26 protein-coding genes are annotated in these 21,446 nt (G+C 67.6%); 9 read left to right on the forward strand and 17 right to left on the reverse strand.

Annotated elements, in window-relative coordinates; all coding sequences use genetic code 11:
* The first annotated feature begins 32 nt into the window (after positions 1 to 32).
* The gene (gene msrA, locus EO081_RS14025; RefSeq protein WP_129342710.1) at positions 33 to 677 is read left to right on the forward strand and encodes a peptide-methionine (S)-S-oxide reductase MsrA; all 645 of its coding nucleotides are present in this window, start codon (positions 33 to 35) and stop codon (positions 675 to 677) included.
* Positions 678 to 680: 3 nt separating this feature from the next.
* Here msrA and EO081_RS14030 read toward each other — a convergent pair whose 3' ends face one another.
* Positions 681 to 1,079: a DUF1489 family protein gene (locus EO081_RS14030; RefSeq protein ID WP_129342712.1), complete on the reverse strand. Its 399-nt coding sequence runs from the start codon at positions 1,077 to 1,079 to the stop codon at positions 681 to 683.
* A gap of 36 nt (positions 1,080 to 1,115) precedes the next feature.
* Positions 1,116 to 2,516 carry a magnesium transporter gene (gene mgtE / locus EO081_RS14035; RefSeq protein ID WP_129342714.1) on the reverse strand — a complete coding sequence of 467 codons (1,401 nt, stop codon included), beginning with the start codon at positions 2,514 to 2,516 and terminating at the stop codon, positions 1,116 to 1,118.
* 118 nt (positions 2,517 to 2,634) lie between these two features.
* Here mgtE and EO081_RS14040 point away from each other — a divergent pair, with 118 nt between their 5' ends.
* A complete protein-coding gene (locus EO081_RS14040) occupies positions 2,635 to 3,093 on the forward strand; it encodes a peptidylprolyl isomerase (protein ID WP_129342715.1) in 459 nt (152 codons plus the stop codon).
* Between the two features lie 165 nt (positions 3,094 to 3,258).
* Here the strand turns inward: EO081_RS14040 and EO081_RS14045 are convergent, their stop codons facing one another.
* Positions 3,259 to 4,146: a LysR substrate-binding domain-containing protein gene (locus EO081_RS14045; protein ID WP_129342717.1), complete on the reverse strand. Its 888-nt coding sequence runs from the start codon at positions 4,144 to 4,146 to the stop codon at positions 3,259 to 3,261.
* Between the two features lie 286 nt (positions 4,147 to 4,432).
* Here EO081_RS14045 and EO081_RS14050 point away from each other — a divergent pair, with 286 nt between their 5' ends.
* From EO081_RS14050 to EO081_RS14065, 4 genes are all read left to right on the forward strand, one after another.
* A complete protein-coding gene (locus EO081_RS14050; protein WP_129342719.1) occupies positions 4,433 to 6,715 on the forward strand; it encodes a CDC48 family AAA ATPase in 2,283 nt (760 codons plus the stop codon).
* Positions 6,716 to 6,891: 176 nt separating this feature from the next.
* Positions 6,892 to 7,500 (forward strand): class I SAM-dependent methyltransferase, encoded by a 609-nt coding sequence (locus tag EO081_RS14055; RefSeq protein ID WP_129342721.1) that lies wholly within the window; start codon positions 6,892 to 6,894, stop codon positions 7,498 to 7,500.
* 120 nt (positions 7,501 to 7,620) lie between these two features.
* On the forward strand, positions 7,621 to 8,028 hold the full coding sequence (gene msrB / locus EO081_RS14060) for a peptide-methionine (R)-S-oxide reductase MsrB (protein WP_129342723.1): 408 nt from the start codon (positions 7,621 to 7,623) through the stop codon (positions 8,026 to 8,028).
* Positions 8,029 to 8,091: 63 nt separating this feature from the next.
* Positions 8,092 to 10,239, forward strand: coding sequence for a transglycosylase domain-containing protein (locus EO081_RS14065; protein ID WP_129342725.1), 2,148 nt, complete (start codon positions 8,092 to 8,094; stop codon positions 10,237 to 10,239).
* Here EO081_RS14065 and EO081_RS14070 read toward each other — a convergent pair.
* Genes EO081_RS14070 through EO081_RS14080 form a run of 3 tightly spaced genes read right to left on the reverse strand, consistent with a single transcriptional unit; the run spans position 10,209 to position 11,949 of the window.
* Positions 10,209 to 10,901, reverse strand: a complete 693-nt coding sequence (locus tag EO081_RS14070; protein WP_129342727.1) for a M48 family metallopeptidase — start codon at positions 10,899 to 10,901, stop codon at positions 10,209 to 10,211. The two genes, EO081_RS14065 and EO081_RS14070, sit on opposite strands and share 31 nt — an antisense overlap.
* Positions 10,898 to 11,332: a YcgN family cysteine cluster protein gene (locus EO081_RS14075; RefSeq protein ID WP_129342729.1), complete on the reverse strand. Its 435-nt coding sequence runs from the start codon at positions 11,330 to 11,332 to the stop codon at positions 10,898 to 10,900. The genes EO081_RS14070 and EO081_RS14075 overlap by 4 nt, the downstream gene beginning before the upstream one ends.
* The gene (locus EO081_RS14080; RefSeq protein ID WP_129342731.1) at positions 11,329 to 11,949 is read right to left on the reverse strand and encodes an SCO family protein; all 621 of its coding nucleotides are present in this window, start codon (positions 11,947 to 11,949) and stop codon (positions 11,329 to 11,331) included. Before EO081_RS14080 ends, EO081_RS14075 begins: the two co-directional genes overlap by 4 nt.
* Positions 11,950 to 12,004: 55 nt before the next feature.
* Between EO081_RS14080 and EO081_RS14085 the strand changes: the two genes are divergently transcribed.
* Positions 12,005 to 12,604: an ankyrin repeat domain-containing protein gene (locus EO081_RS14085; protein ID WP_129342733.1), complete on the forward strand. Its 600-nt coding sequence runs from the start codon at positions 12,005 to 12,007 to the stop codon at positions 12,602 to 12,604.
* A 23-nt stretch (positions 12,605 to 12,627) separates the two neighbouring features.
* On the opposite strand, the gene EO081_RS14090 is transcribed toward EO081_RS14085, so the two are convergent.
* The 11 genes from EO081_RS14090 to EO081_RS14140 form a co-directional block, all read right to left on the reverse strand.
* Complete coding sequence (locus EO081_RS14090; RefSeq protein WP_129342735.1) at positions 12,628 to 13,134, reverse strand: MmcB family DNA repair protein; 507 nt, start codon at positions 13,132 to 13,134, stop codon at positions 12,628 to 12,630.
* A 53-nt stretch (positions 13,135 to 13,187) separates the two neighbouring features.
* Positions 13,188 to 13,886 (reverse strand): cell wall hydrolase, encoded by a 699-nt coding sequence (locus EO081_RS14095; protein ID WP_129342737.1) that lies wholly within the window; start codon positions 13,884 to 13,886, stop codon positions 13,188 to 13,190.
* Positions 13,887 to 14,038: 152 nt separating this feature from the next.
* A complete protein-coding gene (locus EO081_RS14100; protein ID WP_129342739.1) occupies positions 14,039 to 14,377 on the reverse strand; it encodes a DUF1491 family protein in 339 nt (112 codons plus the stop codon).
* Entirely contained in the window at positions 14,374 to 14,835 is a 462-nt protein-coding gene (locus tag EO081_RS14105) for a PaaI family thioesterase (protein ID WP_129342741.1), read from the reverse strand. The genes EO081_RS14100 and EO081_RS14105 overlap by 4 nt, the downstream gene beginning before the upstream one ends.
* On the reverse strand, positions 14,822 to 15,286 hold the full coding sequence (locus EO081_RS14110; protein ID WP_129342743.1) for a PTS sugar transporter subunit IIA: 465 nt from the start codon (positions 15,284 to 15,286) through the stop codon (positions 14,822 to 14,824). The genes EO081_RS14105 and EO081_RS14110 overlap by 14 nt, the downstream gene beginning before the upstream one ends.
* 26 nt (positions 15,287 to 15,312) lie before the next feature.
* Complete coding sequence (gene hpf / locus EO081_RS14115; RefSeq protein ID WP_129342745.1) at positions 15,313 to 15,909, reverse strand: ribosome hibernation-promoting factor, HPF/YfiA family; 597 nt, start codon at positions 15,907 to 15,909, stop codon at positions 15,313 to 15,315.
* A 48-nt stretch (positions 15,910 to 15,957) separates the two neighbouring features.
* Positions 15,958 to 16,644, reverse strand: coding sequence for a DNA polymerase III subunit epsilon (dnaQ, locus tag EO081_RS14120; RefSeq protein ID WP_129342747.1), 687 nt, complete (start codon positions 16,642 to 16,644; stop codon positions 15,958 to 15,960).
* 16 nt (positions 16,645 to 16,660) lie between these two features.
* Complete coding sequence (gene coaE / locus EO081_RS14125; RefSeq protein ID WP_129342749.1) at positions 16,661 to 17,245, reverse strand: dephospho-CoA kinase; 585 nt, start codon at positions 17,243 to 17,245, stop codon at positions 16,661 to 16,663.
* Positions 17,242 to 18,054: a shikimate dehydrogenase family protein gene (locus EO081_RS14130; RefSeq protein WP_129342751.1), complete on the reverse strand. Its 813-nt coding sequence runs from the start codon at positions 18,052 to 18,054 to the stop codon at positions 17,242 to 17,244. Before EO081_RS14130 ends, coaE begins: the two co-directional genes overlap by 4 nt.
* Positions 18,051 to 18,659, reverse strand: coding sequence for a Maf family protein (locus EO081_RS14135; RefSeq protein ID WP_129342753.1), 609 nt, complete (start codon positions 18,657 to 18,659; stop codon positions 18,051 to 18,053). Before EO081_RS14135 ends, EO081_RS14130 begins: the two co-directional genes overlap by 4 nt.
* Entirely contained in the window at positions 18,656 to 19,471 is an 816-nt protein-coding gene (locus EO081_RS14140; RefSeq protein ID WP_129342755.1) for a pyruvate, water dikinase regulatory protein, read from the reverse strand. Before EO081_RS14140 ends, EO081_RS14135 begins: the two co-directional genes overlap by 4 nt.
* Before the next feature lie 304 nt (positions 19,472 to 19,775).
* On the opposite strand from EO081_RS14140, the gene hemE reads away from it, so the two are divergent.
* Both hemE and EO081_RS14150 read left to right on the forward strand, forming a co-directional pair.
* Positions 19,776 to 20,816 (forward strand): uroporphyrinogen decarboxylase, encoded by a 1,041-nt coding sequence (gene hemE, locus EO081_RS14145; RefSeq protein WP_240697729.1) that lies wholly within the window; start codon positions 19,776 to 19,778, stop codon positions 20,814 to 20,816.
* On the forward strand, positions 20,813 to 21,268 hold the full coding sequence (locus tag EO081_RS14150) for a CopD family protein (RefSeq protein ID WP_129342757.1): 456 nt from the start codon (positions 20,813 to 20,815) through the stop codon (positions 21,266 to 21,268). The genes hemE and EO081_RS14150 overlap by 4 nt, the downstream gene beginning before the upstream one ends.
* The last annotated feature ends 178 nt before the right edge of the window (positions 21,269 to 21,446 follow it).

The following is a 21,446-nucleotide window of genomic DNA, read 5'->3' on the forward strand; positions in this document are numbered from 1 at the left end:
TTGATCGGCGAGAACGCCCCCATATCCGCGGCATGCGCCGCATCTCTGCCCTGATCCTCACCGCCGCCCTTGGGGCCGGTGGTCCCGCCCAGGCCGAACGCGCGGTCGCGATACCCGCCGTCGAACATGAGATCCCGTCCAGCGGCAGCCGCGCGGTTGCCGTATTCGCAGGGGGCTGCTTCTGGGGACTGGAAGCGGTGTTCGAACAGGTGAAGGGCGTTGCTTCCGTAACCAACGGCTATGCCGGCGGCACGCAGGCGACCGCCAACTACGCGCAGGTGTCGACCGAGCGCACCGGCCATGCCGAGGCGGTCCGCATCACCTATGATCCGCGGGTCGTCAGCTACGGGACGCTGTTGCGCGTCTTCTTCTCGGTGGCACACGATCCCACGCAGCGGGATCGCCAGGGACCCGACCACGGACCCAGCTACCGTTCCGCGATCTTTCCCCAGGATGCCGGGCAGCGTGCGACGGCGATCCGCTACATCCGACAGCTGGACGCCACGAAGCGCTTTGCCGGGCCGATCGCCACCCGCATCGAGGGAGGCAGGTTCTTCCCGGCAGAGGGCTATCATCAGGATTTCGCCCGCCGCAATCCGCGCTACCCGTACATCGTGCGCTGGGATGCACCCAAGGTGGCAGCATTCCGTGCCGCCTTTCCGACTCTCGCGCGTTGAGGTTCAGATCAGCGCGAGCGCCGAAAGCTCACCGATGAGCCGCGGCGGCAACTCGGCGATCCCGGCGCTGCCCTGGCCGAGGTCGGGCGGCGCATCGGCTGCCTCCAGATAGCGCCAGCCCTGGTGCGCGCGCTTCGGCCGCGCCTGCACCAGCACGAGGTCGGCTGCGAGGTGAATCGCCACGCGTCCGCCGTCCGCCTCGCCGAAGCCCAGGATCGGCGAGCGCGCGACCAGCTGGTGCTTGAGGATCCAGAACAGCGAGCCGCCCTCGATCTCAGCGGCGCGCTTGGGCAGGTAGCGCGTCGTCAGGGCGCCGCCCTCGGCCGCGCGCAGGCGCAGCCGTTCGGCGAGATGATCGACGCTTTCGATCGCGAATGCGACCTTGGTGAGATGGAGTGGCACGTCGTGGATTTGGGGATTGAGGCGGCCGCGCTCAAGTCAGCCGGTGAGCCCCGCCACCGTCGCCAGGCCGAGGAAGGCCAGGAAACCCATCGAGTCCGTGGTCATCGTCACGAACACGGACGAGGCGACGGCCGGATCGGCGCCGAACCGCTCGAGCGTCAGCGGCACCAGAACTCCGGCGAGCCCCGCGATGAGGATGTTCGTCATCATCGCCGCACCGATCACCACACCCAGCCAGGGATTGCCGAACACCAGGCTCACGCCGATACCGATCAGCAGGGCGATGGTGGCACCGTTCATCAGCGCCACCTGAATCTCGCGCAGGATCGATCGGACCGTGTTCGACTGGGTGAGCTGGTTGGTCGCAAGCGCGCGCACCGTCACGGCCATGGTCTGGGTGCCGGCGTTGCCGCCCACCCCCGCCACGATCGGCATCAGCGTCGCCAGCGCCACCATCCGCGCGATCGTGTCCTCGAACAGCGCGATGATGGTGGAGGCGACCAGTGCGGTGAAAAGGTTGGCGACCAGCCAGCGCACGCGGGTGCGATAGCGTTCCAGCACCGGCTGGTTGATGTCGCCCTCGCCCGCACCCGACAGCAGCAGCGCGTCCTCGCCCGCCTCTTCCTGGATGATGTGGACGATGTCGTCGACGGTGATGACGCCGACCAGGCGACCGCTGCCATCGACGACCGCCGCGGAGATCAGCGCGTACTTCTGGAAGCGTAGCGCCACCTCCTCCTGGTCCATGTCGACCGGGATCAGCGTCTGCTCGCGCTTCATCACATCGCTGATCGACACGGAGCGCGGCGAGCGCAGGATCCACGAGAGCTGGCAGGTGCCGACCGGGCGATGCGCCGGATCGACCACGAAGATTTCCCAGAAATCGGTGGCCAGCGACTCGCTGCCGCGCAGGAAGTCGAGCACGTCGCCGACGCTCCAATGCTCGGGCACCGCGATCAGCTCGCGCTGCATCAAGCGGCCGGCCGATTCCTCGGGATAGCTCAGCGCTTCTTCGATCGCGGCGCGGTCGTCCGGATCGAGCGCGCGCAGCACCGCGCGCTGATCCGTCTCGTCCAGGTCCTCGATGATCGCGACCGCGTCGTCGGTATCGAGTTCGGCGGCGAGATTGGCGACCTGGTGCGGCTCCAGCGCATCGATCAGGGCGTCGCGCACCCAGTCGTTCATCTCCGCCAGCACGTCGCCGTCCAGGCGATCGGCCACGGCGGAGGCGAGCGCCGGACGCTGTTCGCCGGGCACCAGCTCGAACAAGTCGGCCAGATCGGCCGGGTGCAGCGGCTCGACCAATGCGCGCACCGTCTCGACATCGTCCGCTTCGACCGCATCGAGCACCGCGGAGACGAACTCGGGCTTCAGCCGGTCGTCGGCGTCGAGTTCGCTTTCGGCGATGTCGTGGGCGGGAAGCTCGGTCTCGCTCATGGCTCGGCTCCCTCGCTGGCGTTGCGCGCCCGCTCTAGCGGCGGCGGCCGCGGTTGCAACCTCCAGGCCGCGGCTCTACGGACGGGATTCCCTATTTTTCCTGATTTCCGGAGCGTTTATGTCCGATCTTCCCAGCACGCTCGTGATGACGCTCGACACGGGCGAAGTGCGTATCCGGCTGCGCCCGGACCTGGCGCCCAAGCATGTCGAGCGGATCACCAAGCTCGCCGACAGCGGCTTCTACGACAATGTCGTGTTCCACCGCGTGATCGCGGGCTTCATGGCGCAGGGCGGCGATCCGACCGGCACCGGCACCAGCGGCTCCAAGGAGCCCAACCTGCCGGCCGAGTTCAGCCGCGAGCCGCACGTCCGCGGCACCTGCTCGATGGCGCGCACGATGGACCCGAACTCGGCCAACAGCCAGTTCTTCATCTGCTTCGACGACGCCCGTTTTCTGGACGGCCAGTACACCGTCTGGGGTGAAGTGATCGAGGGCATGGACGCCGTGGACGCGCTCCCCAAGGGTGAGCCGCCGCGCCAGCCCGGCAAGATCCTCAAGGCCCGCAGCGAGGCCTGATGCTGTGAAAGCCGGTCGCCAGGTCGCGGCCGGCTTTTTCCCTGGACGAACGTGCGATCGTCCATTTCCGGCGAAGGGTGAGGGACCCAGGGTCCCGCAACCACGGCCGGCGGCGTCCGCGCTCCGAAGCTGCTGCCTGCGCAGGAGCACGGATGCGGCCCAACGTCACATATTCTCCGCACCCAGCGCTTGAATCAGCCAGTCGTGGAAGAGCCGCGCCGGCTCCTGCTGCATCATGCGGGGGCGGCAGACGAACCAGTGGCTGTAGGTGCTCTCAACCGACATATCGAACAGCCGCACGAGCCGTGTGTCACGTGCCTCCTCGAAATGCGACTCGAGCATGAAGGCGACGCCCAGCCCCTGCGCCGCCGCCTCCAGCATCAAGGCGCCGGAATCGAAAAAGTCCGTCGCCGCCGGCTCCAGATAGGGGAGCCCGGCCGCCTGCCGCCAGTCGGTAAAGGTGTCGGGCATGTCCCGATGGATCAGCGCGGTAAGCTTGGCCAATTGCTTGGGATCGGTGAGCGGCATCTCCTCCACCAGCGCGCGCGACGCGATCGCGTAGACGCGGTTCCGGTCCAGGCGCCGCGAATAGAGCGCCGGGTCGATCGTATGGCCAAGGACGATTCCGACGTCGATGCCGTCGCCGAGCCGCGCAAGGCTGTGGCCCGCCGTATCGACGTCGAGATGCAGTTCGGGATGGCGCCGCTTGAGATCCCCAAGGCGCGGCATCAGCTTCTGGGTCGCGAACAGCGGCAGCACGCCCAGTCGCAGGCGCAACAGGTCCGACCCTGCCGACATGCGCTCGACCGCGTCCGACAGTGTGTCGAGCGCGTGCGAGATCATCCCCAGCAGCCGCTCACCGTCATGGTTGAGGCGGAGCGCCTGGTGCCGCCGCTCGAACAGCGGCTTGCCGATGAATCGCTCCAGCGCCTGGACCCGCCGGCTGAGCGCGGGGCTCGACAAGGCCAGCTCCTCGGCTGCCGCCTTGATCGATCCGAGTCGGGCGACATGCACGAATGCCTCGATCGCCGTGAGAGGAGGAAGGCGCCGCATCTGCTCCTGCCTTGTTGTTGCACCGCATCATAACCGCCGGGTGCGATAGCGATAGCACCGCTCTGCGCAGAGCAATTTAGCTCTTTGGTTGCAGATTCTGCAACCGCAGTCTTTTCTTTCGCATTTGCACAAAAAAGGTCCGGACCGCATACGGAACAGGCCTTTCAGGCATCCTCTCCTAAACCTTTCACGGCCGGTCCTCGCGACCGGCCTTTTTTTTGCGCCTTGCCCGGCGAACCCTCGATCCTATCTCCCGCACTCGTTTCGAGAAGGTGAAAGGATGCCGATGGCCGACGACGACTCGCAAGCGCGCCGGATACAGGTGGCGAATTCGCGGCCTGAGGACAGCGGCCGCGGCATCGCCCACCTGCCGCGCGCCCTGATGGCGTCATTGGGGGTCGCAGAAGGCGACGTGATCGAGATCGTCGGCAAGCGGACGACGCCGGCACGCGCGGTCGGACCCTATGGCGAAGACGAGGGCCTGGACCTGGTGCGATTGGACGGCCTCCAGCGCGCCAATGCAGGCGTCGGCGCGGGCGATTTCGTCGAGGTTCGTCGCGTCGAGTCGAAGCCCGCCGCCCGCGTGATCTTCGCCCCCGCGCAGCAGAATCTCCGCCTTCAGGGATCCAGCAACGCGCTGAAGCGCACGTTCTTCGGCCGCCCCTTCTGCCAGGGCGACGTGGTGGCGACCGCAGGACACCAGCGGGTGACGGACCCTGCGATCCAGCGCTTCGTCAACGCGCCCGCCTATGCGCTGCAGGAAATCCGCCTCGCCGTGGTGTCTTCGACCCCGAAGGGCGTGGTGCACATCGACGAGAATACCGAGATCGAGCTGCGGCCCGAATATGAGGAACCGCGCGAGGCGCGCCGCGCCGACGTCACCTATGACGACATCGGCGGCATGGCGGCAACGATCGACCAGCTGCGCGAGATGGTCGAGCTGCCGCTGCGCTACCCCGAGCTGTTCCAGCGGCTGGGCGTCGATCCGCCCAAGGGCGTGCTGCTCCACGGCCCGCCCGGCACCGGCAAGACACGCCTCGCGCGCGCGGTCGCCAACGAAAGCGATGCCGACTTCTTCCTGATCAACGGCCCGGAGATCATGGGCTCCGCGTACGGCGAGTCGGAAAAGCGGCTGCGCGAGGTGTTCGAGGAAGCGAGCCAGAACGCGCCGTCGATCGTGTTCATCGACGAGATCGACTCGATCGCGCCCAAGCGCGGGCAGGTATCGGGCGAGGCCGAGAAGCGGCTCGTGGCGCAGCTGCTGACGCTGATGGACGGGCTGGAGGCGCGCGCCAATGTGGTGGTGATTGCCGCAACCAACCGTCCCGAGGCGATCGACGAGGCGCTGCGCCGTCCCGGCCGCTTCGACCGCGAGATCGTGGTCGGCGTGCCCGACGAGCGCGGCCGTCGCGAGATCCTGGGCATTCACACCCGCGGCATGCCGCTGGGCGAGGGGGTCGACCTCAGCGAACTGGCGCGGACCACCTATGGCTTCGTCGGTGCAGACCTGGCGGCGCTGACCCGCGAGGCCGCGATCGAGGCGGTGCGGCGGATCATGCCGCAGCTCAACCTGTCCGAGCAGACGATCCCCGCGGAGGTGCTCGACACGCTGTCGGTCGGCCGCGAGGATTTCCTGGAGGCGTTGAAGCGCGTCCAGCCTTCGGCGATGCGCGAGGTGATGGTACAGGCGCCGACCGTCCGCTGGGAGGACGTCGGCGGGCTGGACGACGCACAGATGCGACTCAAGGAAGGCGTCGAGCTGCCGCTCAAGTCGCCTGATGCGTTTCGCCGGCTTGGCATCCGCCCGGCCAAGGGTTTTCTCCTCTATGGCCCCCCGGGCACCGGCAAGACGCTGCTCGCCAAGGCGGTCGCGCGCGAGGCGGAGGCGAACTTCATCGCCACCAAATCGAGCGACCTCTTGTCCAAATGGTATGGCGAAAGCGAGCAGCAGATCGCACGGCTGTTCGCCCGTGCCCGTCAGGTGGCGCCCTGCGTGATCTTCATCGACGAGCTCGACAGCCTGGTACCGGCACGCGGAGGCGGCATGGGCGAGCCGCAGGTCACCGAGCGGGTGGTGAACACCATCCTGGCCGAGATGGACGGGCTCGAAGAGCTCCAGTCGGTGGTGGTGATCGGGGCGACCAACCGGCCGAACCTGGTCGATCCGGCGCTGCTGCGCCCGGGCCGGTTCGACGAGCTGGTCTATGTCGGGGTTCCAGACCAGGGTGGCCGGCGACGGATCCTGTCGATCCAGACCGAGAAGATGCCGATCGCGGACGACGTCGACCTCGATGCGATCGCCGCCGAAACAGAGCGCTTCACCGGCGCGGACCTGGAGGATGTGGTGCGGCGTGCGGGCCTGATGGCGCTGCGCGAGTCGCTGTCGAACACCACGGTGCGCATGTCCCACTTCCGCCAGGCGCTCGGGGAGTCCCGCGCGTCGGTGACGGCGGAGATGGAGCAGGAGTATCGGCAGATGTCCGCCAAGCTGAAGCAGGATGCGGTCGCGATCCAGCCGATCGGCTTCATCGCACCGGGAATGGTGCAGCCGCGCGGCGAAAAGCACTGACGGAATCGCGCGCCGCCTCCTGCACGGAGGCGGCCCGCGCATCCGATGGGAAGGGCGTCGTTCGCCGCGCTGTGGTACCGCATCGCGTCACGACGAAACCGTTCGGCTTGCATCTTCGTTTCGGTTTTGCGACGACAACTTCGACGCGGCTGCGGCCGCCCCGCCCAAGGATTTCCATGAACACCAGTTCCACAACCGCCAGCCGACGGAGCCCCAAGCGCGTTCCTTCCCCGGCGGGCATGTTCCTGCGCGGATTCGTGAAGCATCCGGTGATGGTGGGATCGGTGATCCCCTCTTCGGGCAAGCTGATCCGCAAGATGCTGGCGCCGGTCGACTGGGCCAACACCAAGGTGTTCGTCGAATATGGTCCGGGCGTGGGCACCTTTTGCCGCCCGATCCTCGAACGGATGGCGCCGGACGCGCAGCTGATCGCGATCGATACCAATCCCGAGTTCATCGATTACCTGAACGGCACGATCCTCGACTCGCGCTTCTCGGCGGTGCACGCCTCGGCGGCCGACGTGGTCCAGATCGTGGCCGACCACGGCCATGCCAACGCCGACTATGTGCTGTCCGGCCTGCCGTTTTCGACCCTGCCCCCGGGCATCGGCGATAAGATCGCCACTGCCACCGCAGAGGTGTTGCGGCCAGGCGGTGCTTTCCTAGTCTATCAGTTCAGCCCCAAGGTCCGCGACTTCCTCTCGCCCAATTTCGAGCGGATCGACCATGACATGGAGTGGTGGAACGTTCCGCCGGCGCAGCTGTATTGGGCCTGGAAGGACTAAGCCTTCAGGGCGCGCTGCCCTTCCCGCGTTGAAGTTCCCGAGGGGCCGCGTGCACAGCCACGCGGCCCCTCGTCAATTCCACTGGTTGACGCGGGGCCGGGGGCACAACACATCTAGTTCATGGACTATCTGAACCTGTCGGAATCCGAGTGGCGCAAGCGACTGTCGCCCGAGGCCTATCATGTGCTGCGGGAGGCGGGGACCGAACGCGCCTTTGCCGGCCATTACAACGACAACAAGGTCGACGGTATCTATCGCTGCGCCGGATGCAGCAACGAGCTGTTCGACAGCCTCGACAAATATGATTCTGGGTCCGGCTGGCCGAGCTTCACCCAGCCTATCGCCGAGGACCGGGTCACCAACCATAGCGATACTAGTCACGGCATGCGTCGCGTGGAAACGCGCTGCGCGCGCTGCGACGGGCATCTGGGCCATGTTTTCCCGGACGGGCCGCCGCCCACGGGCCTGCGCTATTGCATGAACTCGGTCGCGCTGGACTTCCGCCCACGCACCCAGAGCGGCGGCTGATCGCAAGAACGGTGTTGCGTGCTTGTGGGCGGCGCCCGCAGCGCGTAATCCGGCACGGCTTCCATGGCCACCCGCACCCGTAAACGCCCGCCCGCGCCCCGGTGGCGCCGCATCCTGCTCTGGACCCTGGGTTCGGGGCTTGCCCTGCTGTTGCTCGCCGCCCTCGGCCTCACCGTCGCGGTGATGAACGCGCGGGCCAATCTGCCGAGCTTCGGGGAACTGAAATCTTCCCCGAACGGGCAGATGATCCGGGTACGCGCCGCCGACGGCACGATCCTCGTTTCGCTGGGGCCGAGCTATGGCGAGTGGATCCCGTACGACGAGATCCCGCCGGTGATGCGCGATGCGATGGTTGCCGTGGAGGACCGGCGCTTCCGCTCACATTGGGGCGTGGACCCGGTCGCCATCGCGCGCATTATCAAGTTCGCGATCGACAACCACGGCAACGGCCGGCGCCTGCAGGGCGCGTCCACGATCACCCAGCAGGTGGCGCGCACCATCTTCCTGTCGAACAGCTATACGGTGAGCCGGAAGCTGCGTGAGGTCGTGCTGGCGCTGGCGCTCGAACGCAAGTTCACCAAGGACCAGATCCTCGAGCTCTACCTCAACAAGGTCTATTTCGGCGGGGGCGCCTATGGGATCGACGCGGCTTCGCGGCGTTTCTTCGGCCATCCCGGCACCTCGCTGGACCTGTCCGAAGCGGCAGTCGTCGCCGGGCTGGTGAAGGCGCCGTCTCGCTATTCGCCGACCGCGGATGCCGAGGCGGCCGTCGGCCGCGCTGGCGTCGTCCTGGAGCTGATGCAGGAGACCGGCGCGATCAGCGCGAGCGAGGCCGCATCGGCCGATCCGCATGCCGTGAAGCTCGCCCCCGAGCCCAAGCAGAACAGCGTCCGCTATTTCACCGACTGGGCATTGCCGCAGCTCGAGACACTGATCGACGAAACCGACGCGCCGCTGGACGTCTGGACCACGCTGGACCTGCCGATGCAGCGGGCGGCGGACCAGGCGATCCGCGCCAACGCGCCCGCCGGGGTGCAAGGTGCGTTGCTGTCGCTCGATCGCGACGGCGCCGTGCGGGCGATGGTCGGCGGCAAGGACTATGTGTCGTCGATCTACAACCGTGCGACCCAGGCGACCCGCCAGCCCGGTTCGGCGTTCAAGCTGTTCGTCTACCTGGCTGCGCTGGAAGCGGGCTACAAGCCCGAGGACCAGGTGGTCGACGAGCCGGTGACGATCAACGGATGGAGCCCCCGCAACAGCTCCGGCCGCTTCAACGGCTCCATGAGCCTGCGATCGGCGTTCGCCTATTCGATCAATACCGTGGCCGCGAAGCTGGGCCGCGACGTCGGCTACACCACCGTCGCCGACATGGCCCGCCGCTTCGGCATCACCACGCCGATCGACACGCGTCCGGCGATGGTGCTGGGCACCTCGGACGTGCGGCTGATCGACATGACCCGCGCCTTCGCTTCGGTGTCGCAGAAGGGGGTTGCGGTGACCCCCTATGGCATCACCCGGGTGACCGCCGGTGGATCGGTGATCTACCAGCACCAGGTTGACACCTCACGCGTGCTGGTGGCGCCCTATGTGGCCGCTCAGATGACCGACCTGCTCCAGACGGCGGTCGCGACCGGAACCGGCCGCGCTGCGCAGATCGGAAGGCCCGTGGCAGGCAAGACCGGTACGACCACGTCCAACAAGGATGGGTGGTTCCTGGGCTTCTCGAGTGGGCTGACGACGGGGGTCTGGATGGGCCGGGACGACGCTCGCGCGGTCGGCGGCCTGCAGGGCGGCACCGCGCCCGCGCGCGCCTTTGCGAGCTTCATGCAAAAGGCGGTCGCCAGTCGCCCGGTCGAGAATTTCGAGACGCAGGTGACGCTGCCCGAGTGGCAGGAGGAACCGGACGCCGAGTCCTACTATGGCGAGCCCGACAACGGCGTGTTCGTCGATGAGAACGGCTATCCGATCGAGGGTCCGTCCGAGCCGGAGGAGATGGCGCCGTTCCAACCCGAGCAGCAGCAGCCTACACGCACGCCTTATGAGGAGCCGGCGCCGCGCGAGACGTTGGACCAGGATTGGCTGGATCGCGCGATCGGCCGGACCGGGCCGCCGCGGGAGCCCGCACCGGCGCCCCGCCGGCCGGCAGCGGGCGATCCCCGCCGTGCGACCGAGCGTCCCGGCTACGATCCGGACGCGCGCCCGTACCAATGAAGCGAGGCACCGTGCGCGCGGAGCCACGCGCGTGCCGGTGCCGGATCGGACTCCAGCAATCGTGCCACGGCGGCGTGGAACGCCGGACTGTGGTCCATGTGCAGTCTATGCGCGACCTCATGCGCCACGGTCGCCCGCAGCACGAACCCAGGCGCCAGGATCAACCGCCAGCTGTAGCGGATCGCTCCTCCTCCCGTGCAGCTGCCCCACCGGCCCCGCGGATCGCCGATCGTCACCTGAGCGACGGTTACGCCCGCACGCGTGGCATAACGCTGCGTCTCTTGCGCAAGCACCGCCAGCGCCTCGCGTCGTAGCCAGCGCGCCACGCGTGCTGGAACGCCTTCGATCGGCCCCCCGCATCGAAGCAGATCACCGTCCCGAACGGGGCCGCGGCCGGCCTTTTCCTCCCAGACGATCCGCAGCTCTGCGCCGCCGAAGGGAATGATTGCGCCCGGGGTGAAGGGTCGCGCTTCCGGAAGCCGTTCCCGCTGCGCGTCGATCCAGTCCCGCTTGCTCTCCGCCCAGGCAAGCGCCGGGTGAAGAGCCGCGCGGGTGGGGAGGGTGAGCCGCACGCGTCCGGTCGCCGGGTCCACCGACAGGCGCGCGCGGCGCGCCCTTGGGTGCCGGACCACCTCGATCGGCGCGCCCGGGGCTTCGTTCACAGCGGACGGTCGACCAGATGATGCTCGAGGTCGCCCGCGTCGTCCTCGGAGATGGTCCACCCGCGGGTCGATTCCCCAGCGGCATGCACCGCTTCGCGATCTCCGCAGACGAGATAATGCCAGTCGGGCAGCGGCTCGTCATTGGCCCGCAGCCGATAGGCGCAAGTCGAGGGAAGCCATTCGATGTGCGGGACCGATCGCGCGGTCAGCCGCACGCATTCGGAGACATAGGCGTGGCGGTGACGATAGTCGCTGCACTGCCCCGACCGACGGTCGAGCAGGCGGCAGGAGACGTTGGTGGCCATCAGCTCACCCGTTTCCTCGTCCTCCAGCTTGTGCACGCAGCACTTGCCGCAGCCGTCGCACAGCGCCTCCCATTGCGCGCGGTCAAGCTTTGAGAGGGGGGTGTCCTCCCAGAAACGGTCGCTCATCGAACCCACCGTTCGAGTTCGCGGGCGATCGCTTGCGGGCCTTGATCGGTGGGCAGCAGCGCGATCGGCTTGCCCTCCGGCCCCATCAGATAGGCCTGAGTCCCATGGTCCATCAGATACTCGGTCGCGCCCGGATCCTGGCGCTTGGCGAACGGGACCGCATAGGCACGCGCGACCTGCGCGATCGCTTGGGGCGTGCCGGTGAGGCCGACCATTCGCGGGTGGAAGGCGGCGACATAGCGCCCGACGACGTCGGGAGTATCGCGCTCCGGATCGACGGTTACGAAGATCGGCACCACCTTGGCACCCAGATCGGGATGCGTGCCCTCGAGCGCCTTGAGCCCCGCGGCGATCTTCTGGAGATCGACCGGGCACACGTCCGGGCAGAAGGTGTAGCCGAAGTAGACGATGCGGTAGCGGCCGGCGAAATCGGCATCGCGCACCGTCTTGCCTGCACCATCCGTGAGCGCAAACGGGCCGCCGATGCGCGCGCCGGCAAGCGGCGGTTCCTGGGACTGGCCGTTGGTCCCGCTCCCGCACCCGGCGAGAAGCAGCGCGAGCGACAGCATCGGGACGGTGGCGAGGCGGGCGAAGCGATCCATGGTGCGATCAGCCATGATCTGATAGGCTCGCGCTTGCAAGCAGCCCCAGCGGATGAGTACATTTCGCCCCATGTCTCGCGTCTTGAACCTGTGTCTCGCCGCCGCCCTTGTGGCGTCTCCCTCCATCGCCACCGCCCAGCAGCGCTCGCAAAGCTACGAGTTCCTCGAAGCGGTGCGGAAGGGAGACGGGGACAAGGTCACCGACTTCCTGAACCAGCCTGGCCAGTTGCTGATCAACAGCAAGGACCGGACGACGGGCGACGGCGCGTTGCACATCGTGACGAGCCGCAGCGACGGCGTGTATCTCCGCTTCCTCCTCTCCAAGGGTGCGGACCCGAACATCCGGGATGCCGACGGCAACACGCCGGCGATGCTGGCGGTCGAGAAGGGCTTCACCGACGGGTTGGATTCGCTGATCCGCTACAAGGCCAATCTGAACCTTGCGAATTCGCGGGGCGAGACCCCGCTGATCCGCGCGGTGCAGCTGCGCCGCATCGATCTGGTGCGTACGCTGATCGAGGGCGGTGCCAACCCGGATCAGGCGGACGTCATGGCCGGCATGTCTGCGCGGGACTATGCCCGGCGCGACACGCGTACCCCTGCGCTGCTCAAGCTGATGGACGAAGCGCCCAAGGCCAAGAAGCCCGTCGTCGCCGGTCCGCGCCTCTAGGCGCGGGAAACGCGCGCGGCTGGCTACCAGCCCTGCACCGCGTCGGGATCGGTAACGCCGATCAGCCTTCGCGCAGCGCGGCGCGCGAAGGCGAGGGTGCAGCGCTTGCGGGTGGCTGCTGCGAGCGGCACCGTGGTCGCCTCCCGCAGCACGGCCGCGTCATAGCGATCGGCGACCAGTACGCCGCAACGTTCGGGCAGGAACGCTTCGGTGTCCAGGATCGACGTGTCGAAGCCGGCCGGGACTGCCCAGAAATAGCGATCGCAATGACCGAGATAGTCGGTCCACTTGCCGTCCCCGAGAAGGTCGCTACGCGACACCTTGATCTCGACAATGACGATGCGTCCGCTCGCATCGAGCGCCATCAGGTCGGCACGCCGCCCGCCGTCCAGCGGCACCTCCGCCATCGCGGTGCAATCGTGCCGCAGCAGCAGGCGGGTCACCCCACGGGCGACATCCGCCGCCACCAGCGGGCCGGCGTCGACCACCGGCAACGCAGAAGCAGCGTTCGGAACAAGCACGGAACCCATGCCCGGCTTTTTAGAACAATCCACGAACGCGGGGAAGCCCCGCGCCACGGCGATCAGCGATAAAAGATGTGGTTGCCGACGGAGGCCACGCGGGCCTTGCCCCAGCGCGGCGCAAGGTGACGGGCGTGGAAGAACAGCGCGCCGTCGGCGGGGCTGTCCCAAAGCGCGCGCTTGGCGACGTGCGCAACGGCGACCGCAGTGCGCCACGCGGTGCTGCCGGCGTTCGGCTCGGGCAACTTGCCGCCGCGCACGAACGAGAACTGGCCGCGCTGCTTGAGCACGCCACAGGCGGTGTCGGGGAAGCGGCCCGACTGGGTGCGGTTCAGGATGACTTCGGCGACGGCGAGCTGGCCGGAAAGCGGCTCGCCCTTCGCCTCATAATAGATGCCGGTCGCGAGGCAGTTGATCTGCTCGTCCTCGCCTGCATTCGACGGCTGCGCGGCAACCGCCGCAGCAAGCGAGCCAAAGGTGGCGGTGACGCTGGCCGTGCCCACCGCCTGGACGATCGGAGTGGAGGCAGCGAAGGTAACGGTCTGCGGCTTCAGCGGGGAAGCGGCGGGGGCGGCCGTCGTTGCGACGGAGGCCAGCTGGGTAACGGGGGCTGCGGGAACCTTCGCCGCGCTCTCCACGTTAACAGTCTCGACGGATGCACGTTCTGCTTCGAACGCGAAACCCGGAGTGGTGATCGCGCCCAGCAGCGCGACACAGAGATAGAGGGCCGCGGTGCACGCGGTCCGCTTCTTGGACGACATGGATCATCATTGCTATGCGGTTGGTGCGCGACCGATCGGTATGCCGATCGCCCGGGCTTTCCCCCCGACTGCGTCACCGACCGGTATCGCACCCCGGCGCGGCACAACGCCACGAAACAGTGAAACTCCCATCGCCGCGGCAGGAGAACGAGTCAATCGGCGAAGATCGTCTCCGCGGCGAGACGTTGTGCATCTGCGACATTCACCTCGACGACCCAGAGGTCGGGATCGCTGCGGCGGCGCCGTTGCCAATAGTCGCTTACCGACCCCGGATCTCCGTCCGAGGGGCCCACCTGCACGATCGCACGGCGGCCGTCTGGACCATAGCCGCGCTCGAAGAGTCGCGAGGGGCCGCCGCGTTGCTCGACCAGCAGCAGTACGATCCCTGAGTCACGGTCGCCACGCGCCAGCACCATGGCGCTTCCGCCCGCCTGGTCGATCAGGCGCACCAGGGCGTTGACCGCGAGCGCGGTCGGCAGCCGGTCGCTCACGCCGCCCGGTAGCCCGGCAGGCCCGCGAGCGGGATCTGCGAGCGCATGAAGGTCCCGGTACCGCGCGCCGCCTCCTCGCCGTCCGGGCCGATCAGCCGCGCGTCGGCGACGAACACACGCCGTTGCCCGCTGATCCAGCGTCCCTCGGCCACGACCGGCCCGGCCCGCAGGGGACGGGTGAGCAGCAGGTTGAAGGCCGTCGTGAGCAGGAAGCGATCGGTGACCAGGCTGTTCGCGGCATAGAAGGCTGCGTCGTCCAGCATCTTGAAATAGCTGGTGCCGTGGGCGGCGCCGGCAGCGTGGTAATGGGTTTCCTGGATCTCGAAATGGATGCGAGCGACGCCGCTCTCTGCGATTTCGAGGCGGGATTCGAACAGCCGGTTGATCGGCGCGGCCGCGTAGAGCGACTCCAGCGCACGAAAATGGGCCTCCGCGCCGGTCGGATCAGGCGGCGTCACGCGCCTCGACGCCCGTCAGCAACGCATAGAGCGCATCGGAGGAGCCGGCGCCGCGTAGCTTCGCGCGGAAGTCCGCGTCCCGCAGCGCCCGCGACACGCGCGCCAGCGCCTTCAGATGCTCCGCACCCTCGCTGGGCGAGAACAATGCAAAGACCAGGTCGACCGGCAGGTCGTCGACGGCTGCGAAATCGATCGGCTTGGCCGTCCGCACGAACACGCCGACCACGCAGGCAAGCCCCTGGATTCGGGCATGGGGGGTCGCGATACCGTTGCCGAAGCCGGTCGATCCCAGCCGCTCGCGATGCGCCAGAAGATCGCACGCCGCGCGCGCGTCCACGCCGGGCACGGTCGCCGCGACCGTGCCCAGTTGCTGGAACAACGCCTTTCGGTTCGCGGCTGGCACCCCGGCCAGCACGCGATCCGGCGTCAGGAGATCGCTGAAGTCGATCATCAGGCGGCTGAAATCTCCGGCGGCACTCAGGCCGCGCGGTTGGGTTCGACCCAGCCGATCGTCCCGTCGTGACGGCGATAGACCATGTTGAACGCGCCGGTGCCGCTGTTCTTGAACAGAAGCGCATTGGTGTTGCGCAGGTCGAGCATCATCACCGCGTCGGAAACGCTGGCATCCGGCACGTCGACACGCGTCTCGGCGATGATCAGCGGTGCGTCGGCCTCTGCCTCTTCCTCGGCCTCGTTGCCGCCGAAGACGGTGTAGCCGGCGTTGTCGAAGTCGTCATAGGCGCCTGCCTGTGCAAGGGCGGCGGCTTCCACCGCGTTGCGGTCCTTCAGCCGGCGGCTGTAGCGGCGCAACTGCTTCTCGATCTTGTCCGCGGCACCCACGAACGCACCCTGCGCATCCTGACCCGAGTTATGCCCCTTGAGCACCAGGCCTTGAGTTACGTGCGCAACGATGTCGCAGGTGAAGCCGTTGTCATGGGGTCCCTTGCCGAAGGTCGCCGTCGCGGAGATCGCGCGGGCGAAATATTTATCGGCGATGCCTTGGAGGCGCTCCTGGACCAGCTGCTTCAGCGCGTCGCCCGTGTCGACCTGATGCCCTGAAACCCGGATGTCCATACTTCTCTCCACTCAATTGAACCGGCCTAGGCACAGTGCCCAGACCCGTCAACCAGCCGCCCCGGCGTGCCACAACGGCTGCTTGACCGTCTCTAGAAACGCTGCATGGGCCGCCAGTTCCGCATCGCTCGCCGCGAAAACCCGTGGCGGGCGCACCTTCGGCGCTGCAACGACGATGGTTTCCTCCACCTGCGGAGCGGCCGAGGCGAGCCCGAGCCCGATCTGGCGCCCCCCCATCAACTCGACATAGACCTGCGCGAGAAGCTGGGCGTCCAGGAGCGCGCCGTGCAGCACGCGGCGGCTGCGGTCGATTCCGAAGCGGACGCACAGAGCGTCGAGCGTATGCTTGGCGCCGGGATGGCGGCTGCGCGCGATCAGCAGCGTGTCGACCATCCGGTCCATCACGATCGCCGAGCGTTTGCAGAGGCCGAGCTCCCCATTGAGGAAGCCGAAATCGAACGAGGCGTTGTGTGCGATCAGCGGGCTGTCGCCCAGGAACTCGAGCAGTGCGTCCACGCCCATGTGGAACGCCGGCTTGTCGGCGAGGAAAGCGTCGGAGAGGCCGTGCACCGCCTGCGCCTCGGCCGGCATGGGACGACCGGGATTGAAATAGGCGTGGAACACCCGGCCGGTCTCGACCCGGTTGAACAGCTCGACACAGCCGATCTCGACCAGCCGATCGCCGCCTGAAAAGCTGAGGCCTGTGGTTTCGGTATCAAAGACGATCTCGCGCATCAGGCCGCTATTCCCCTTACGAACCGGACAGGCAAGCGATCACGCGGTGAACCGCAGCCCGGGTTTCGGCGAGCGGAACGTCCGTGGGGATGACGAAATCGGCGCGGGCACGCTTCTCGGCATCGGGCAACTGGCGCGCCAAGATGGCTTCGAGCCGCGCCGCGGTCATCCCGGGACGCGCCAATACCCGCTGTCGCTGCACGTCGGCGCTTGCGCTCACCACCGCCACCCTGTCGACATAGGCTTCGCCCCCGGTCTCATACAGCAAGGGGACATCGAACAGCAGAATGGGCGCGGATCCATGATCGCGGACAAAGGCGGCCCGTTCCTCGGTGACCGCAGGGTGGACGATCGCCTCCAGACGGCCGAGCGCCGCCGGATCGGCGAGCACCGCCTCCCCCAGGGCGGTGCGATCGACGCCTTGCGCTCCGGTCGTGTCGGGGAACGCTGCCTCGATCGCCGCGACCAGGCGCCCGGCAGGCCCCTGCAGCCGGTGTACGGCTGCATCGGCATCGAACACGGGAATACCGGCCTCGGCAAACATCGCTGCCACGGTCGACTTGCCCATGCCGATCGAACCGGTGAGGCCGAGACGGATCACCCGAGCAGCAACGCGCGCAGTTCCTCGTCCCGGTCGCGCGGCGGCTGGGCATCGAACAGGATTTCGAACGCGAGTGCCGCCTGGCCCACCAGCATCTCCAGCCCGTCGACCGTTTCCAGCCCGCGGGCGTGCGCGGCGGTGAGCAACGGCGTCTCCAGCGGCGCATAGACGATGTCGTAGACCACCGCGTCTTCCGGCAGAGGCCCGAGATCCAGTTCCAGCGGCGGCTGGCCCGTCATGCCCAGGGCGCTGGCGTTCACCAGCAGCTTGGCGGCCGGCACCGGCGCCGAGAGCGGAAGCGCATCGCCCTTCAAGCCGAAGCTGGCAAGCAGGGCCGCGCCCTTCAGGGGGTTGCGGTTGAGCAGCGTGACGCGGCCGACATTCAGCTTCGACAGCGCGAACAGGATCGCACGTGCCGCGCCGCCTGCACCGACGACGCACACCGGAGCGCCTTCGAGCGCGAGCCCGGCGATGGGCGCATAGAAGCCGCCTGCGTCGGTGTTGGTGCCGACGAGGCGACCATCTCCGTCGCGAAACACCGTGTTGATCGCACCGATCGACTGGCGCACGCCGCCCCGGTCCTCGACATGATCAAGCGCCGCGGTCTTGTGGGGCAGGGTGATATTGCAGCCGCGCCAGGCGGGATCGGCACCGCGTGCGTCGAAATAGGCCTTCAGCCCCTCCGCCTCCACGCGGGTTGCGCGATACTCGCCCTCCATGCCGAGCGCGTCGAGCCAGAAGCGGTGGATGCGGGGCGACTTGGAATGGGTGATCGGGTCCCCGATCACCTCGGCATAGGGTTGCGTCACGACAACAAGACTCCTCTGTCCCGCAGATAGGCGGCGAGCGGCAGCAGCGGCAGGCCAAGGATCGTCCAGTGATCCCCCTCGACGCGGTGAAATAGCTGCGCGCCCATGCCCTCGACGCGATAGCAGCCGACGCAGCCCGAGATTGCCGGCCACTCGGCCTCCAGATAGGCCTCGATGAAGGCGTCGCTCAGCGCCCGCACGTGCAGGCGCGCATGGCCGATGTGGCGCCAGACCGGGCGCCCACCCTCCACGATCACCGCCGCGCTGTAGAGATCATGCTGAGCGCCGGAGAGTCGCCGCAACTGGGTGGCCGCGTCGTCCCGACCGGCAGGCTTGTCGAGCAACCCGCCGTCCGGCGCGGCGACGACCGAATCGGCACCGAGCACCAGTCCGCTGGAGACGCGGGTCGCCGCGCGCATCGCCTTCAGCTCGGCAAGCGCATCGGCGAAGTCGCGCGCCCCGAGCCCTTCGGCCGCGAGCGCCGCCTTGGCCGCCTCTTCGTCGAGTCCGTTGGCCACGGCATCGTGGGCGATCCCGGCGGCGGCGAGCATCGCCCTGCGCGACGCGCTTTGCGATGCAAGCACCAGGCGTGGCGCATCCGTCATTGCCGCTCCCCCTTGCGTTCCTGATAGAGGGTGATGATCGCAGCTGCCGTTTCCTCGATCGAGCGCCGGGTGACGTCGATCACCGGCCACCCGTTGTCCGCGAACATGCGCCTGGCGAACGCGATTTCCCGCGCGACCGAATCCTGCTCGACATAGTCCGTGTTCGCTGCCTGGTTGAGCGACAGCAGCCGGTTGCGTCGAATCTGGATCAGCCGATCGGCACTGGTGGTGAGCCCCACGATCATCGGATGCTTGAGCGAATAGAGCGCCGGCGGCGGTGGCGATTCCACCACGATCGGGATGTTCGCGGTCTTGTAGCCGCGATTGGCGAGATAGATGGAGGTCGGCGTCTTGGAAGATCGCGACACGCCTGCCAGCAGGATGTCGGCCTCCTCCCACTCCTCCCACAGCACGCCATCGTCGTGCGCGATGGTGAACTGAATCGCGTCGACGCGCGCGAAATAGGCGGCGTCGAGGATGTGCTGACGTCCGGGGCGTGCTTTCGCCTCCTGCCCCAGCAGGCTGGACAGCGCATGGCTGACGCCATCGAGCGGCGCCACCGCCGGCAGGCCCATGACGCGGCACCGCGCCTCCAGGGTCTTTCGGATTTCGGCGTTCACCAGCGTGAACAGGACGATCCCGGGATTGTGGGCGATTTCCTGCAGGATCCGCTCGAGATGCGTCTGGCTGCGCACCATGGGCCAGAAGTGCCGGAGCGTCTCGACCCCATCGAACTGCGCGAGCGCGGCCTTGGCGATGTTCTCAAGCGTCTCGCCGGTCGAGTCCGACAGGAGGTGCAGGTGCAGCCGCATGGCTCAGCGGGACAAGGCTGTGGACAACATGGGGATAAGCGCTAGCGCAACCCGAACACGCGGCCAAGCGGCACGATCCGTCCACATTCCCCCGGATTCGTCCACAGCCGCATCGACAGCCGCCGGTTCCATCACCAGCCTGTGGATAACGTGGATAGGTGAATCCGAATCTGAGGGCGTGCGTGAGTCTGCCCACGTCAAGCTGTTGGCAATTTGGGGATGGCGGCATAAACCCCAGCATCCCCACGCCAACAACCTCCACCTCCTTCATTCTTTGAATCTTCTTTTCTGTAGAGGCACCACGCTGACTCAGATTCCGACGCCCAAGCCGCTGCTCGAAACCCTGCGCGGCACCCGCCAGGCCGTCCCTCCGCTGTGGCTCATGCGGCAGGCCGGGCGGTACCTCCCTGAATATCGGGCGCTGCGTGCCGAGAAGGGCGGATTCCTCGACCTGGTGAACGACAGCGAAGCAGCCGCGGAAGTGACTCTGCAACCGCTGCGCCGCTTCGGGTTCGACGGCTCGATCCTGTTCTCCGACATTCTGGTGGTGCCGAACGCGCTGGGGCAGGATCTGTGGTTCGAGACGGGGGAGGGGCCGCGACTGGCACCCAAAATCGACCGGGCGACCCTTGCGTCCTTGCAACCAGCGCCTGAGCGGCTGGAGCCGGTTTACGGGACGGTACGGCGCGTAAAGGCAGCGCTCGACCCGGCGGTGACCTTCCTGGGCTTTGCGGGAGCACCCTGGACGGTCGCTACCTACATGATCGCGGGGCAGGGCAGCCGCGAGCAGGCGGAGGCACGGCGGCTTGCCTATCTCGATCCGGAACTAATGACGGCACTGCTCGATCGGATCGTCGGCCTCACGATCGACTATCTGTCGGCGCAGATCGATGCCGGGGTCGATGCGGTGCAGCTGTTCGACAGCTGGGCGGGCAGCCTGTCGCCCGAGCAGTTCGAGCGCTGGGTGATCGCCCCGACGACCCGCATCGTCGAAGCCGTGAAGGCGCGCCATCCAGACACCCCGATCATCGGCTTTCCCAAGGGTGCCGGGGGCAAGCTGGTCGCCTATGCCGAAGCCACGGGCGTCGATGCCGTCGGGCTGGACGAGACCGTCGACCCGGTCTGGGCCAACGCGGCATTGCCGCGCGATCTTCCGGTGCAGGGTAATCTGGACCCGCTCGCGTTGATCGCCGGCGGCGAGACGCTGGACCGGGCGGTCGACCGGATCCTCGCCGCCTTCGCCGACCGCCCGCACATCTTCAACCTGGGCCATGGGATCCAGCAGGATACGCCGATCGCCCACGTCGAGCAGCTCGTGGCACGCGTTCGCAGGAGCCAAGCATGACCAACTTCCTCGGGTCCGCCTATCTCTGGGTAAAGGCCGCGCACGTCATCTTCATGGTGTTCTGGATGGCAGGCCTGTTCATCCTGCCGCGCTATCTGGTGCATCACCAGGAAGGGCTCGACGACCCTGCCGAGCGGCCGCGCTGGGTGTCCCGCGAGGCGAAGCTGCGGGCGATGATCCTGACGCCGGCGATGGTCGCGGTGTGGCTGCTGGGGCTGGCGCTGGCCGCCAATGCGGGGCTTTTCGACGGACAACCGGGCTTGGGCTGGCTGCATGCGAAGTTGCTCTTCGTGCTGCTTTTGACCGGCTACCACGGCTGGGCGGTCGGCTACGCAAAGAAGCTGGCGGCGGGGCGGCCCACGCTTGCGTCCTCGCGCCTGCGCATGCTCAACGAGGTGCCGGCGCTGCTGCTGGCGGTGATCGTCGCGCTGGCGATCGTGAAGCCCTTCTGACCCACCCTGCGGATCGCTTCGACAAACCGGGCGCGCTGCCGACGCCGCGGATCGTCGTCCTCGCTTGACTTGAGCAAAGGGCGAACCTAACTCGCAAGGACGAGCGGTTGTCCTCCGGCACTCGCGCGTCCCTCCTCCAGCATCGTTTCGCGCCTTCCCTTTTCGCCGATCGACGCTC

The sequence above is a fragment of the Sphingomonas desiccabilis genome, from assembly GCF_004135605.1.
Lineage (GTDB): Bacteria > Pseudomonadota > Alphaproteobacteria > Sphingomonadales > Sphingomonadaceae > Sphingomonas > Sphingomonas desiccabilis.